Annotated in this window: 15 protein-coding genes, 1 tRNA gene and 1 pseudogene; 3 read left to right on the plus strand and 14 right to left on the minus strand. The window is 41.6% G+C overall.

Features of this window, described 5'->3' with window-relative positions:
- Nucleotides 1–306: 306 nt before the first annotated feature.
- Nucleotides 307–1436: pseudogene (locus tag AAEY98_RS21090) on the minus strand (IS3 family transposase).
- A 451-nt stretch (nt 1437–1887) separates the two neighbouring features.
- Between AAEY98_RS21090 and AAEY98_RS21095 the strand changes: the two are divergent.
- The 3 genes from AAEY98_RS21095 to rimI all read left to right on the plus strand — a co-directional run bounded on the left by AAEY98_RS21095 (nt 1888) and on the right by rimI (nt 3167).
- Nucleotides 1888–1964 (plus strand) — tRNA-Trp (locus AAEY98_RS21095).
- 383 nt (nt 1965–2347) lie between these two features.
- Entirely contained in the window at nt 2348–2722 is a 375-nt protein-coding gene (locus AAEY98_RS21100) for a hypothetical protein (protein ID WP_351019488.1), read from the plus strand.
- Entirely contained in the window at nt 2709–3167 is a 459-nt protein-coding gene (rimI, locus tag AAEY98_RS21105) for a ribosomal protein S18-alanine N-acetyltransferase (protein WP_351019492.1), read from the plus strand. Before AAEY98_RS21100 ends, rimI begins: the two co-directional genes overlap by 14 nt.
- A 74-nt stretch (nt 3168–3241) precedes the next feature.
- On the opposite strand, the gene lipA is transcribed toward rimI, so the two are convergent.
- The 13 genes from lipA to AAEY98_RS21170 all read right to left on the minus strand — a co-directional run bounded on the left by lipA (nt 3242) and on the right by AAEY98_RS21170 (nt 14814).
- Complete coding sequence (lipA, locus tag AAEY98_RS21110) at nt 3242–4207, minus strand: lipoyl synthase (RefSeq protein WP_101088694.1); 966 nt, start codon at nt 4205–4207, stop codon at nt 3242–3244.
- Nucleotides 4207–4857: a lipoyl(octanoyl) transferase LipB gene (gene lipB / locus AAEY98_RS21115; RefSeq protein WP_101088695.1), complete on the minus strand. Its 651-nt coding sequence runs from the start codon at nt 4855–4857 to the stop codon at nt 4207–4209. The genes lipA and lipB overlap by 1 nt, the downstream gene beginning before the upstream one ends.
- A gap of 103 nt (nt 4858–4960) precedes the next feature.
- Nucleotides 4961–5227 carry a DUF493 family protein YbeD gene (gene ybeD, locus AAEY98_RS21120; protein WP_011636177.1) on the minus strand — a complete coding sequence of 89 codons (267 nt, stop codon included), beginning with the start codon at nt 5225–5227 and terminating at the stop codon, nt 4961–4963.
- 156 nt (nt 5228–5383) lie between these two features.
- Nucleotides 5384–6592 carry a serine hydrolase gene (locus tag AAEY98_RS21125; RefSeq protein ID WP_101088858.1) on the minus strand — a complete coding sequence of 403 codons (1209 nt, stop codon included), beginning with the start codon at nt 6590–6592 and terminating at the stop codon, nt 5384–5386.
- A 156-nt stretch (nt 6593–6748) separates the two neighbouring features.
- Nucleotides 6749–7561 (minus strand): septal ring lytic transglycosylase RlpA family protein, encoded by an 813-nt coding sequence (locus AAEY98_RS21130; protein WP_192114327.1) that lies wholly within the window; start codon nt 7559–7561, stop codon nt 6749–6751.
- Complete coding sequence (gene mltB / locus AAEY98_RS21135) at nt 7551–8564, minus strand: lytic murein transglycosylase B (protein WP_162023781.1); 1014 nt, start codon at nt 8562–8564, stop codon at nt 7551–7553. Before mltB ends, AAEY98_RS21130 begins: the two co-directional genes overlap by 11 nt.
- A gap of 14 nt (nt 8565–8578) precedes the next feature.
- Entirely contained in the window at nt 8579–9700 is a 1122-nt protein-coding gene (rodA, locus tag AAEY98_RS21140) for a rod shape-determining protein RodA (RefSeq protein ID WP_011636181.1), read from the minus strand.
- Nucleotides 9682–11538, minus strand: a complete 1857-nt coding sequence (gene mrdA / locus AAEY98_RS21145) for a penicillin-binding protein 2 (protein WP_101088698.1) — start codon at nt 11536–11538, stop codon at nt 9682–9684. The genes rodA and mrdA overlap by 19 nt, the downstream gene beginning before the upstream one ends.
- 129 nt (nt 11539–11667) lie before the next feature.
- Nucleotides 11668–12138: a 23S rRNA (pseudouridine(1915)-N(3))-methyltransferase RlmH gene (gene rlmH / locus AAEY98_RS21150; RefSeq protein WP_101088699.1), complete on the minus strand. Its 471-nt coding sequence runs from the start codon at nt 12136–12138 to the stop codon at nt 11668–11670.
- Entirely contained in the window at nt 12138–12467 is a 330-nt protein-coding gene (gene rsfS, locus AAEY98_RS21155; protein ID WP_011636184.1) for a ribosome silencing factor, read from the minus strand. Before rsfS ends, rlmH begins: the two co-directional genes overlap by 1 nt.
- A 161-nt stretch (nt 12468–12628) precedes the next feature.
- Nucleotides 12629–13264 (minus strand): nicotinate-nucleotide adenylyltransferase, encoded by a 636-nt coding sequence (nadD, locus tag AAEY98_RS21160; RefSeq protein WP_351019496.1) that lies wholly within the window; start codon nt 13262–13264, stop codon nt 12629–12631.
- A 21-nt stretch (nt 13265–13285) separates the two neighbouring features.
- Nucleotides 13286–14320 carry a DNA polymerase III subunit delta gene (gene holA / locus AAEY98_RS21165; RefSeq protein WP_351019498.1) on the minus strand — a complete coding sequence of 345 codons (1035 nt, stop codon included), beginning with the start codon at nt 14318–14320 and terminating at the stop codon, nt 13286–13288.
- Nucleotides 14320–14814: an LPS-assembly lipoprotein LptE gene (locus AAEY98_RS21170; RefSeq protein WP_059744816.1), complete on the minus strand. Its 495-nt coding sequence runs from the start codon at nt 14812–14814 to the stop codon at nt 14320–14322. The genes holA and AAEY98_RS21170 overlap by 1 nt, the downstream gene beginning before the upstream one ends.
- Between the last annotated feature and the right edge of the window lie 13 nt (nt 14815–14827).

Here is a 14827-nt window from a genome sequence, read left to right on the forward strand (position 1 = left end):
GTGTAAACCAGAACCCAATATCGATAGCTTGTTACCCTGGAATTTTAAACAGTAGCTGTGGTTCGCTTGACGGTTACAAAACATGACAGCAGTTTGTCGAATATGCCCATGCGTCCCCTTCGGGGATAAAAGAGTAGGTCATTTCCAGGCGCCTAATTGACTTTAGAGAGTCGCGAAACAGCCCGCGATCATATAGCGGGTTTTTTTAGTTCAAAATTTGAGAGTATGGTGGTTGATAGCATCCATCATAGTGCAGACGATATTGATCTGGTCAATTAAATTTGCACTCCAAACAGGGGCACGTGTTTAGGCTGCCATTTCGGCTATTGATATAGTCATATAGTCGTTATAACTATGACCACGTTTTGTATTGTAGTGCTTTAGTATGTAATTCAACGCATCCTGCTTCGCTTCATCAAAATTGTTGTAACCATACTTCGGCATCCATTCTGTTTTAAAACGTCTAAAAAAGCGTTCCATTACCTTGTTATCCCAGCAGTTTCCTCGTCGACTCATACTCTGCATTATTTGATACTTCCACAGCATTTGTCGATATTGAAGACTACTGTAATGGCAACCCTGGTCAGAATGAAACATCAGGTTTTGGGGCCGTCCACGACTTTCACATGCCATTCTTAATGCTGCACAAGTCAAATCGGTATTCGGGCTGTCAGAGCAAGCCCAACCCACCACTTTTCTCGCATACAAATCCATTACCACGGCTAAATAGAACCATTTGGTTCCTGACCAAACATACGTCACATGACCACACCAAACCTGGTTTATGACGTCAACGTTAAACTGTCGCTTTAACAAGTTAGGCGCGATTGTAGGCTCATCATTCACTATCTTGTAGCGATGTTTCTGGGTTGGCTACTGATAAGTCCTGCATCTCTCATTAAACTAACGGCCAACATTTTCACCTAATTGATTGAGCTGGCATGCTATCGTTCTCGCGCCAGCAGAGCCTCGGCTATCACGGTGGATTGCAATTGCTTGCTGGCGCAATTTCTCACGTTCAGGCTTCACTAATCCACGATGTTTGAGATGATAATGGTAGCTACTACGCGGTATTTCAAACAAATGACAAAGCTGTTTGACGATGTTCTGCTCTCTCGATAACAATTCAATTAATGCTATCGTTTGATGTTGTCTTGCATTAAGAGAGCGGTAGCCTTTTTTAAGATATCTTTCTCCCATTCAATTTTCTTAATTTGCGCTTCAAGCTCTTGAATTCGTTTTTGTTCGGGAGTGATGGCATTAGCTGATGGAGTAACACCTTCAAATTCTTGTCTTAGCTGAGTTACCCAACGTCTAATCGCTGTCGGACTTACGCCGGTTGCTTCACAAGCTTCTCGGATGGTGTAACCTTGTTTAATCACAAGGTTAGCGGTATCTATTCTAAATTCTGTTGAGTAAGTTGGTTGAGTCTTCATTACTTTTTACACCGTTTTATCTTAAGGGGATTTTACCTCAATCGGTGTACAGTTTCATTAAGCCACAATAGATGAGAATACAGAACAGGTTTATCCCCCTCTCTATAGGATTAATAGGTGCGATTATTATTACCTATTGCGCTTAATATTATGGAACTGACGAGGTCATTTTTGCTCGATTGTTCAATGATTCGATTCTAAATTTCAGATCAGATTATCAATTGAACGTAATTGTGTTCTTGTTGTCGACTTCCATATTTGGACTATCAGTTTCTACACTTAACCATGAAATCGTAGAAATTAACCAATGTCCGAGCCATTTTATAAATGCATAATCTACTCATTAATCGATTAGATTAGCTAACTTGTTTGAAAAAACTGCAATTGAGCGCTTTATTTAAAAAAGTACTTTACCTTTGGAGGGGCTTTTAGCATAATGCCCCTCGTCAACAGGGGTGTAGTTCCAATTGGTAGAACAGCGGTCTCCAAAACCGATGGTTGCGAGTTCGAGTCTTGCCACCCCTGCCAAATTTAGAAGGCCTAGCAGAAATGCTAGGCCTTTGTCTTTTGTACTATTCACAATGTCTCTCATTTACTTTCATACAGACAATCCATATTTGTTTCTCTTCGATCAAACTAGCTACATAGTCGATTTCGTTTCTTAATGTGAAACACTCATTTTGACATCTTGTGCTAGCTAGTATTTTGTCGTCATAAGTCATATTTTATAATCGAAAATGTTTGGTCTACTATTTTTCGACAATTCAAGCATTCATTAAATTCGCTATGACTGTGATTTTGTCGTTTTAAGCCTTGCGACAAATAAGGCTTAGTTTTTTTGGTTAAATTACCTTAAACCTTATTTAGTTAACTGCTATGCTGGTTGAAGTATCCTTGTTTTTGAGAGTTCGATGGATAAATCTGCTTTTTTAGATGCGATGAATATTACTCGCTGGCTCAGTGCTGATAAACCGTTAAAGCCTTACTTAGTGTTGCATGATCTCGATGCCGATTTATCTGATCAAACGTTTATCCATGATGTATTGCGTTTATTAAACGTTGATATTGAACAGTGCGAGTTTGATTGTGAAATGATTAAAGGACCACAGGTGATATGGGATATGCGTAAGACAAAAGTTCGTCCTCGTGTTGCTTGGGTTGTAAGTGCGCCGCTAACAGACCTTCATGCACTTGTGGATGAAAAACGTCATTTATGGCAGCAAATTTCTCAACATTTAGACAAAACCCAGCAATTAAGTAAAGGCCAGATCAATGAACAACACTGATGGTCACTTAATTGTCCCCCTTGGCGTTGAGCATGTTACTGCAATGGCGAGTATTGAAAATCAAGCTCATACTCATCCTTGGTCAGAAACTGGCTTAAAGGAGTGTTTTGGGCCTTTATATCGCGTTTTGGGCATTAAGCAGCAAGATGATTTGTTTGCTTTTGCGATAGTGCAGCAGATTATTGATGAGGCGACTTTACTCGATATTTGTGTCGCACCAGATAAACAAGGTTTAGGTTTTGGTTCGTTACTAATCCAGCAACTGATTGATGATGCGAAAGATGCTGGTGCAGTTGTGCTGATGTTAGAAGTTCGTCAGTCCAATGGGGCGGCAAAATACTTATATGAGAAAGTCGGTTTTATTGAATCAGGCAAGCGTAAAAACTATTACCCTACCGATGATGGTTATGAAGATGCCATTTTAATGGACTTATCGTTGAGTTAATTTTTTTAGTCTGATTCGACCGAATAAAAAAACAGCGCTAATAGAGCGCTGTTTTTTATTCGGGCAAAGTAAGATTACTTAACTTCTTTACCTTGAGCTTGTAAGTCTGCGTGATAGCTTGAACGAACAAGTGGGCCACAGGCTGCATGAGTGAAACCAAGTTCATCAGCTAAGGCTTTCAATTCATCAAATTCGGCAGGTGGAACATAGCGTTCAACAGGTAGGTGGAATTTAGATGGTTGTAAGTATTGACCAAGTGTGAGCATTTCCACGTTGTGGGCGCGTAAATCTCGTAATACTTCGGCTATTTCTTCGTTAGTTTCACCTAGACCCATCATTAAACCAGACTTAGTCGGGATCGTTGGATGACGTTCTTTAAAGCGTTTAAGTAGATCTAATGACCACTGATAGTTAGCGCCTGGACGTGCTTTGCGGTAATGAGCTGGAGCCGTCTCAAGGTTGTGATTAAATACATCAGGAGGCTCGGTCGCTAAAATATCTAAAGCGGCATCGATACGGCCTCGGAAATCAGGAACCAGAGTTTCAATCTTGATTTCAGGGTTTAATAAACGAATTTCGCGAATACAGTCAGCGAAATGCTGTGCACCACCATCACGTAAATCATCACGGTCAACAGAAGTAATCACCACATACTTTAACTTCATGTCTTTAATCGTTTGAGCCAGTTTTTTAGGCTCGTCAGAATCCGCTTTGAGTGGGCGACCATGGGCCACATCACAAAAAGGGCAACGACGGGTACAGATTGCACCTAAGATCATAAAGGTTGCTGTGCCGTGGTTAAAACATTCTGCTAAGTTTGGGCAAGAGGCTTCTTCACAAACTGAGTGTAATCCGTTTTTACGTAATGCCGCTTTTATCTCGAGAATACGTTGATTTGACGCGGGTAATTTTACTCGTAACCAATCCGGTTTACGCAGCATAGTTTCGCGCTCTGATGGCACGACTTTTACAGGAATTCGTGCGACTTTATCGGCATCACGTAATTTGACACCTGGTTGTAATCTTTCAGGCCTATTCATTATTCTGCTAATCCTTGATGATGTACAAGTTGTTGGTAGCCCATAATTTGGCTAAAGGTTTGGATTAATTTATCGCCAGCTTCAAGCACAGTTTGTGGACCACCTAATGCTTTACATTGCACCATTTCTAAACCCGCATATCCGCAAGGATTGATACGCTGAAACGGGGCTAAGTCCATATCGACATTTAATGCTAAGCCGTGAAAAGAGCAACCTTTACGGATGCGTAATCCTAAAGAGGCAATTTTTCGTTCTGTTACATAAACACCAGGAGCGTCAGCTTTTGCGTAAGCATTAATAGCGTAACAAGCGAGCATGTCAATAATACTTTGCTCAATATTGTTCACTAACTGACGAACGCCTAGTTTATTACGTTTGATGTCGATAAGTGGATAAACCACTAATTGTCCTGGGCCGTGATAAGTAACTTGGCCACCACGATCGACTTGAATAACCGGAATATTACCAGGGTTGAGTATATGCTCGCTTTTACCTGCTTGGCCTTGGGTAAATACTGGTTGATGCTCAACAATCCAAAGTTCATCTTGGCTGTCGCTATCGCGAGTGTCAGTATATTCCTGCATTGCATGCCATGTCGATTCATAGTCTTGCATGCCAAGATGGCGGATGTGCAGTGTTTGTGCTTGCAAGGGCAACGTCTCCCCCAGATAAATTGTGTGTGTCCATCGAGTCAATGGATGAATTCTTGAGTATTATACTCAAGTTTATGAGTAAAGATGACTCTTTAGGCTCTTACAGTACGCGTTTTACACCTTCAATAGCGGCAAGATCAATATACGCTTTTTCAATATGTTCTTTGCTGGTAACAGTAATACGGATGGTCACTGAATAGTAACTGCCTTTACTTGATGCCTTAACGCTTGGAACATAATCACCGGGAGCAAGTTGTTGCGCTACAGCAACAACACGATCGGCTAAGGTATCGTCAGCATCACCAATCACTTTGAAAGGGCACGAATTAGGAAATTCCATCACTTGGTCAAACGTTGTATTTAACATTAACTTACTCGATTCTGTTTTTGGTGTTACTAATATGGTGGCAATTATACCCGATTCAAGCCCGGTAGATCTTAAAAAGTTAAAGCCGCTGATTAGGCGGCTTTAATTAGTTGATTCACTAATAGTTTCATTAGTGAATCATGTCAATCTGAATAATTACTCAAACCAACTGGCAAACATTTGTTTAAAGTAATCCATTAACTTACTGAACATACCGCCTTCTTGAACTTCATTCAATGTCACTAGCGGGAATTGAGCAATGTCTTTTCCATCAAGCTGGAAAAAGACGCGACCGACGGTTTCGCCTTTAGCAAGTGGGGCTGTTAGTGGCTTAGTTAATTCAAAGTTAGCTTGTAAATCTTTTGCTTTACCACGGCTAATAGTAATAGGGGTGTCGGTCATCACACCGAGATCAACTGTGTCTCTGTCGCCATACCAAATTTGTTGAGTTACGAAGGTATCGCCAGCTTTGTATGGTGTAATCGTTTCGAAAAAACGGAAACCATAGTTGAGCAGTTTCTTACTCTCAGCTTTACGTGCAGATTCACTCGATGTGCCCATCACAACGCTAATAAGACGCATGCCTTCGCTGGTGCCTGAAGATACTAGGTTGTAGCCTGCACCTGATGTATGACCAGTTTTAATACCATCAACGTTTAAGCTTTTATCCCACAACAAGCCATTACGGTTATATTGCTTAATGCCGTTATAGGTAAAAGACTTCTCTGAATACACTTTATATTCTTCAGGTACATCACGGATCAGCGCGGCACCTAAAATGGCCATATCATAGGCTGTCGTTTTGTGATTTTCTGAATCTAAACCATGAGAGTTTTCAAAGTAGCTGTCTTTCATGCCTAATTGCTTAGCCCATGAATTCATTAAATCAACGAATGCACCTTCTGTCCCGGCAATATGCTCAGCCATAGCAACACAGGCATCATTACCCGATTGAATAATAATACCGCGGTTTAAGTCGTGTACTTTGACGGTTTTACCCACTTCAATGAACATTTTAGAGGAGTCAGGGAAATTCTTTGCCCACGCGTTCTTGGTAATGGCTACATCATCATCTAATGAAATATTACCAACGCGGATTTCATGGCCAATAACATAGCTGGTCATCATTTTTGTCAGACTTGCTGGGTTTAAACTTTCGTAGGCATTTTCTTCAGCAATAACTCTGCCAGAATTATAATCCATTAGCACGTAAGCTTTAGCAGCAACACTAGGCGCGTCTGGTGTCACCATAGGTGCGCGATTGGGTGTAGGACGTATATCTGGTTGTGGCGTTGCTGCGATTGAAGAAAAACAGACAACAGATGCAAAGAGCATCGTTGTTAATTGAGCAGTTTTGGAAGTCATCATGAAGTTAGCACGTCTCTAGTTAGTCGAAGAAAAGACAAAGATCAATTGGTATATTTTTTCGATTATACATTAGTAGGCAACCATTTCGCATTAAGGTTCATTCATCCAATGTAAATGAAGCTTAATGTTACTCTGTATCACCAGTATTATGGCTTACGGTACGATAAAGCTTTGTGGATAACCATCTGTTTGCACACGATCGAGCAATTTATTGGTTAGATGAATTTGTCTGATCGGCCCCAACTGTAATCTGTGCATGCCATTTATAGATGTCACGCGAGAATTAACGGCGTATTTGGTTTCTAACTGTTTGGCTAACATATTAATACGCAGTTTATCTTGCGACGCTGCAACTTGAATAAAATGATTGTCGTCATCTTTTAAATCGCTTATTACTCGCTCTTCTGGTGAGGGAATGTAAACGGTTTCAATAGCGACTTTTGCGGTTCCTCTGGCCAGCATGCCTAAGTGGTAAGCCGCAGCATAAGATAGATCAATCACTCGACCATGATGAAATGGTCCGCGGTCATTTACCCTAACAATAATTTGTTTATTGTTGTCTAAATTGGTCACTTTGACATAACTGGGTAAGGGCAGGTTTTTATGCGCTGCAGACATAGTGTACATATCATAAGTTTCGCCATTAGAGGTTAAATGACCGTGAAACTTTGAGCCATACCATGATGCATGACCTTGCTCTTTAAATCCCTTTCCGCTGTCGAGCACTTGATAGCTTTTGCCTAATACCGTGTAGTCTCGATTACCTTGTCTGCTGTAAGGTTCGTATTTAGGTTGTGCATTTTTAACCAAGCTCACATCTGGTGCGTCATCAGGATATCGATCGTTAGCCATTTGATAGCGGCTTTTTTTTCCTGAAGAAGAGTTTTTAGCATCATTTGACGAGCAGCTAATGAGAAAGACACTGCTAAAAATGATTAATAAGATGAAACGGTAATTAATGACCATGTTGATTTACCGATTTATGATGAGCGTTAAGTTGTTGGCTAAACTGATAAACCGCCATGGCATATAATGGGCTGCGATTATAGCGAGTAATCACATAAAAGTTTTTAAGCCCGAGCCAGTATTCAGTGCTTTCAGCTTGATCTAGTTTAATTAACAATGCAGCTTGTGACGCATCAATATCTTGATTATCTGCCAAGCTTAATGATGGGCTAAGAATGTCTGATACCTTATAGTGAAGCTTTTCTTTGGTCCATACCTTCGCTTTAGGGGCCGTGCTTGAGGTGTGATTTAGCAATAACGCTACAGGTTGGCCTTTTTGCCAACCGTGTTGATGAAAATAGTTAGCTACACTGCCAATTGCATCAGCTTTGCTGGTTAATAAATCTCGTCGACCGTCACCATCAAAATCCACAGCGTAATGGCGGTAGCTAGATGGAATGAATTGACCATAGCCCATCGCGCCAGCATATGAGCCTTTTAAGGTGTCATTATCGAGTTTTTCTTCTTTAATCAACGACATTAAATTGGCATATTCACTACGAAAGAACGTTGCCCGTGGTGGGTAATGAAAGCCCAGCGTGTACAGGGCATCTTGCACACGATAATTGCCTAAGTAACCACCATAGAATGTTTCAATGCCAATGATCGCCACTATAATTTGTGGATCGACGTTAAATTGCTTGGCTGCTTTATCGATGGTTTGCTGGTTTTCTTGCCAAAACTCTAGCCCTTTTTGCAACCGTTTGTCGGTCAAAAAAATAGGATAATATTGGTGCCAAGGTTTCGCTTCCCAAGGTTTTGATATCGCGTCAATAATGGTTTGGTCGAAGCTTGACGATGCTAAAAACTGCTCGACTTCTTGTTGCTTAAATCCTTGTTTTACTTGTTCGGCAATAAAGGTTTTCTGTAACGCTTGAGTATCAGTTTCGGTCACTGCATTTGCGTCAAAAACAGCACTCATAAGTAATGCTAAGCTGGCGATTTGAACGGTTATTTTTGTCATGGTTAACGTTAATCCTATCTATCGACAAATCGTCTGTGGGTGTGAATACTCATTAAAATACCAAAACCTGTCATTAAGGTCAGCATTGAGGTTCCACCATAACTGATTAGCGGTAAAGGTACACCAACCACAGGTAGAATGCCTGATACCATGCCGATGTTAACAAAAACATAGACAAAAAACGTTAGGGTGATACTTCCGGCCAATAAGCGTGCAAAACTGGTCTGTGCTCGTGAAGCGATAACCAGACCCCTGCCAATGACAAATAAATACATTGCCAGTAACACTAAACTGCCAATTAATCCGAACTCTTCTCCGATCACTGCAAAGATAAAGTCGGTATGTCGCTCAGGTAAAAACTCTAATTGTGATTGAGTCCCATCAAGCCAACCTTTACCCCAAAGTCCACCAGAACCAATGGCAATTTTCGATTGGATAATATGATAACCCGCGCCGAGAGGATCTTGTTCTGGATTAAACAAGGTTAATACTCGAGTACGCTGATAATCGTGCATCAAGAAAAACCACAATACGGGTAAAAAGATCAAAATCGCAGTAACAAAGCCGCCGACAATTAGCCAACTCATGCCAGATAAAAACAACACAAATACTCCAGAAGCTGCGACCAAAATAGAGGTGCCTAAGTCAGGTTGTTTAGCAATGAGTAATGTTGGAATAAGTAGAATAATAACGCCACCGGCCAGATATCGCTTTTTGGGTGGCAGCGGGAACTTACTGATATACCACGCCATGGTGATGGGGAAGGCTAGTTTGATGAGTTCCGATGGTTGGAATTCCATAAATCCTAAGTTTAGCCAGCGCTGGGCACCTTTATTAATGGTGCCGAACAGTTCAACACCGATGAGTAACGCTACCCCAGCAAGATAAATAGGCAAAGCCCAACGCCTGAGTATTTCAGGATTGATTTGTGCAAAGCAAAACATGACGCCTAACGACAACGCCATACGCACAAGTTGACGCTCCATCATCGCAGGGTCTTCGCCACTGGCAGAATAAATCACAAAAAGGCCAAAGCTCATTAAGATAACGATGCCGATGAGTAATGGCACATCTAAGTGTATTTTTTGCCAAAACGATTTTTGATATGCATGATTATTCACGGTTTTACCGCCCATTCGTCTCGTAAAATATACTCATCGAGCAAGGCTCGAGCTAGCGGGCCAGCATTGGCGCCACCCCAGCCGGCGTTTTCTAATACCACAGCCAAAACAATACGAGGGTTTTCGTAAGGAGCGTAAGCAACAACTAATGCATTATCGCGTAAGTGTTCTGCGATAGTGTTGGCATTATATTTTTGATCTTTAGCTACGCTAAATACCTGTGCAGTACCCGTTTTCATTGCTGCAGTATAGGTAGCATCGGTAAAGCGAGATTTATCAGCAGTTTGGCGCATAGCTTCATTGATGATGTCCCAATTACGAGGGTCTTTAAGCTCTATTGGTACTTGCTCATCAATCGGCGAATCAATTTTAACGGTACTATTTTTAAAAGATTTTAATAGATGAGGCGTAAAGCGCTTGCCTTTATTTGCCATGATAGTCACCGCATTAGCAAGCTGTAGAGGAGTAGTGGTCCAATATCCTTGGCCAATACCGACCGAAATTGTATCGCCGTTATACCAAGGTTGGTTGTAACGCATTCTTTTCCAGTCTCGAGATGGCATTACGCCATCTGATTCTTCAAAAATATCAATGCCAGTACTTTTGCCAAAACCAAAGCGATCCATAAATATGGCCATTCTATCGATGCCAACTTTATAGACGAGGTCATAAAAGAAAATATCACAAGAGTCGACAATGGCATGATAGATATCTACCCAGCCATGGCCCCATTTTTTCCAGTCGCCCCATTTGCGATCGACGCCTGGCATTTGCCAATAGCCTGGATCCCAAATCCGCGTGCGTTCGCTAATGATTTTTTCTTCTAACCCAAGTAATGCCACATGCGGTTTGATGGTTGACGCAGGAGAGTATTGCCCTTGGGTTGAACGATTTATTAATGGCCGCGACTTATCGTTTAACAGCTCATTATAAGCTTTAGAACTAATGCCGTGAACAAAGGGGTTTGGGTCATATGATGGGCTTGAAATCATGGCTAAAACACCGCCATCTCTAGGATCTATAGCCACAACGGAGCCTTTGCGGCCATCTAAAAGCTCCATGGCCTTCTGCTGTAGTTTGAGATCTAACGTGAGATAGATATCTTGTCCTGGTGTTGGCGGAGTCACTTTAAGCGTGCGGATCACTCTGCCACGATTATTGACCTCTTCTTCGAGGTGACCAGGGGTACCATGAAGTAAACTTTCATAAAATTTTTCAATACCTTGCTTACCAATATCTTTGGTTGCAGCATAGTTTTTCCACTGACTGCTTTTTTCAAGTAAGGCTTTATCTCGGCTATTAATTTTGCCGACATAACCCAATACATGAGTCATTAGCGCATTAAAGGGATAATGACGCTTAAGACCTGCTTCAACATAAATACCAGGAAATTTATATTGATTAACACTAAAGATGGCGACTTGTTCGTCGGTTAATTTACTTTTAATGGTTAACGGCTTAAACCGGCGATGAAACTTTAAGGTTTCAGTGATGCTTTCGCGCTCATCTTCTGAGAGTTCAATGAAGGTATTAAGCTCGTCCAAAGTCGCGGTAATGTCATCGACTTTTTCTGGAATAAGTTCTAAAGAATAATAAGGTTGGTTTTCGGCTAATAGTACGCCATGACGGTCATAAATTAACCCTCTGCTAGGCGGAGTAGGAACCACACGGATACGGTTATCATTTGAACGAGTTTCATAGTCTTTGTAAGAGACAACTTGAAGATGATAAAGATTCGAAAATAAGATGCAGAGTAGAAAGAATACGCAAATAAAAGTGAATAATGCACGGCGTTTAAATAGCGCGGCCTCTGCGGCGTGATCATGCATGGTAATGCGCTTATTTGGCGACACTTATGCTATCCCCGTCTTTACCAAATGGAAGGTTGAATTATAGAAGGTCACAGTATCAGCTGATGAACATGAAAAAAAGAGTTGCATGATAATCATTATCGATAAGCTTAGTTATTCATGCGACTGAGTTTATTCTCTGTGATACGGATGATTGTTATTGACGCTCCAAGCTCGATATAGGCTTTCTGCCACAATAACCCTAACCAAAGGGTGAGGTAAGGTCAGGGCAGATAAACACCAGCTTTGGTTGGCCGCCTCTTTACAAGCAGGTGAAAGTCCTTCTGGGCCACCAATAAGTAAGCTGACATCTCTACCATCGAGTTGCCACTTTGTCATTTGCTCGGCAAGTTCTGGTGTTGTCCAGTTTTTACCGGGTAAATCTAGGCTGACAATGTGGTTACCTTTTGCTACTGCCGCTAGCATTAATTCGCCTTCCTTATGTAAAATTCGGGCGATATCAGCATTTTTCCCGCGTTTCCCTGCTGGGATTTCGATGAGTTCCAAAGCCATATCTCTAGGGAAACGGCGTTGGTATTCTTCGAAGCCTCGGGTTACCCAATCGGGCATTTTGGTGCCAACGGCAATAAGCTGTAACTTCATTAGACGCTGTGTTCAGACCAAAGTTTTTCAAGCTCGTAGTAATCACGAGTTTGTTCTTGCATCACATGCAAAATCACTGAGCCTAAATCAACTAATACCCATTCACTGCTGTCACGACCTTCGACCCCAAGAGGTTGCACGCCAGCATTTTTTGCTGACACGATTACGTGCTCACCAATAGATCGAACGTGTGTTTTTGATGTACCAGTACAAATGATCATAGTGTCGGTAATGGTTGACCGCTTAGATACATCTATAACAGTAATATTTTTTGCTTTTAAATCATCGACTTTGTCGATAACGAAATCTTTTAGTTCGGTGCCTTGCACTCGAAGTACCTCATAAGTAAAAATTAACGGAGTATTATACTCAAATTCACTGTTGATGCGCAATTAAGCAAGGCTAAACAACGATAGATTTAATTTTGTGTCCGATGCAGAGTTTACCCATAATCATAAAAATTGAGTTAATAACTGTGCGGTTTATTGTGTTAGCGATAGAGCTGATGTTGGCGAATATATTCGGTTGTTGTTTGAGGTAATAGTGCGCTGGTATCAATATTTTGAGCTAACTGCTGACGTATTTCAGTTGAAGAAATATCGACTAACTGGCTGTTGATAGTGAATATTCTGCCATTTTTAGCATGGGAAGGCGAGTCAAGATAGTCTGCGGTTGCTTGTCTGAATAATAATTCTTTGGTCATTTCGCTGTGGGTGTCCATTGCCCAACCAGGGCGTTGACACAATGCAATATGGCACAGATTAAACAATGATTGCCATTGATACCACAATGGTAATTGAACAAATGAGTCCATGCCCATAATGAAAAAGAATTCATCATCAGGATACTGTTGGGTGAGTAATGTGAGCGTAGTGACGCTGTAAGAGGGGGTGTCGCGATTGATTTCGATATCACATAGCTTAAATTCTGGGTACTGCTGGCAAACTAACTTCACCATTTCCAGCCGGTGATGAGTACTCACTACGGTAGTATTTTTATGCGGAGGTATATGATTGGGCATTAGCCAAATCTGGTCTAAATGAAGTTGCTGTTTTACGTCTAGTGCAGGATTGATATGTCCTAGATGGATAGGGTCGAAGGTGCCACCCAAAATACCGATACGCATTCGCTGTCCTTACTTTTTGTCTCAGTCAGTTAATTCAATATGAGCTAAACGGTTATGTGCTCGTGGATCAAATAAAATGCATAAATGGCTGAGACCAATCCAATCTTCAAGCCCTTTTTGTTTGAGATTTAATTCTAATTTAGACGCAAATGCGAGCATATGTTCGATATGATCTAAATCTAATCGCGTTATTGCTGCTTGATAAAGCGGTTTACGCTTATCCCAAATCCGGTGCTGGCCCCACAGTTTACTGAGTTGCTCGCCATTATGAACGGCCAGTTTCAAGGTGAGCAGCAAATTTATCTCTTTGAATAAAGCCCACATTAAAATGGGCATAGCAGTGCCTTCAGCCTGCAATTGAGCCAGCATGTGCTGTGCATGTTTTTGATGGTTACCTAGAATGGCATCACAGAGTTGAAACACACTGAAACGAGATTGGTCTTCGAAATATTCACTGAGTTGTTCTGGGGTAATATTTTGCTTAGGACTGAGCAGTTGTAGCAATTGCATCGCTTGTTCAGCCGCCAATAAGTTACCTTCAAATAGGGTAAACAACATGGCTTTTGCATCATGGTGAACCGTGAGTTCATAATGAGTAATACGACTGTCTAACCAGCGTTCAAACTGTTTACCTTCAGGCGTGGTGCAGGGTAGGTATATACCTTTGGCATCGAGTGATTTAAACCATTTGCTATTGGTTTGCTCTGCACTGGCTTTAGGGCCTTGAATAATCAATAACATATCTGGATTAGGGTGTTGCAACAGCGTTTGAAATGCTGCTGCGCCTTCCATGCCCGGTTTGCCTTGCGGCAGGGTTAACTCAATAATCCGCCGGCTGGCAAATAAGCTCATTGCTTGCCATTCTTGGACTAAATCTCCCCAGTTAAAACCGGTTTCTTGGCTCAACTGTACACGCTCTTCAAAGCCTTGTTTTTTAGCGGCGTTGAGGATCAATTGTTTACTGTTTTCGATTAACCATGGGTCATCACCAAACAGTAAAAAACATTGAGGTAGCGGTTTGAGATGTTGTTTGAGTTGATCAGGATAAACCCGCATTACTCTGCCCCGATTGACGCCAGAGTCTGGATAATATAATCGGCTGCCTGTACGCGCATCTCTTTAACCAACAACTCCATTTCACGGCTTTTTGCTAATGCAGTACGAGGATCATCTTGATAATCTCGACGGATTTCAGTATCAAAATCTTGTGGCTCTTGTCCTGGTAAAGTAACCGAATAATGCACTAAGTAAATCAGCTCATATTCTGCAACATTTCCTGTGGGATAAAGTGACAGTGTGGCACGTTCGAGAGAGTCGTTAATTAACCGTAACGTAGGTGTTTTTTCTGCTGCATCGACAAGGCTAATACGGTTGATCCGTAATCTGTCACGAACTAAGCGAGTTAACTCACTGTATTCATCGCTGCTGCTTAAATGCAATTCGGCCAATTCGGCAGGGATGGAGTAACTGCGTTGGAGTTTGAAGCCGCATCCTGCAGTGGTCAGTAGCACCAATGTCATTATGGCTAAACAGATTTTTTTGGCTAGCATAGTGAGGGGAGGC

It is taken from the genome of Shewanella sp. AC91-MNA-CIBAN-0169, from assembly GCF_040310165.1.
GTDB lineage: Bacteria > Pseudomonadota > Gammaproteobacteria > Enterobacterales > Shewanellaceae > Shewanella.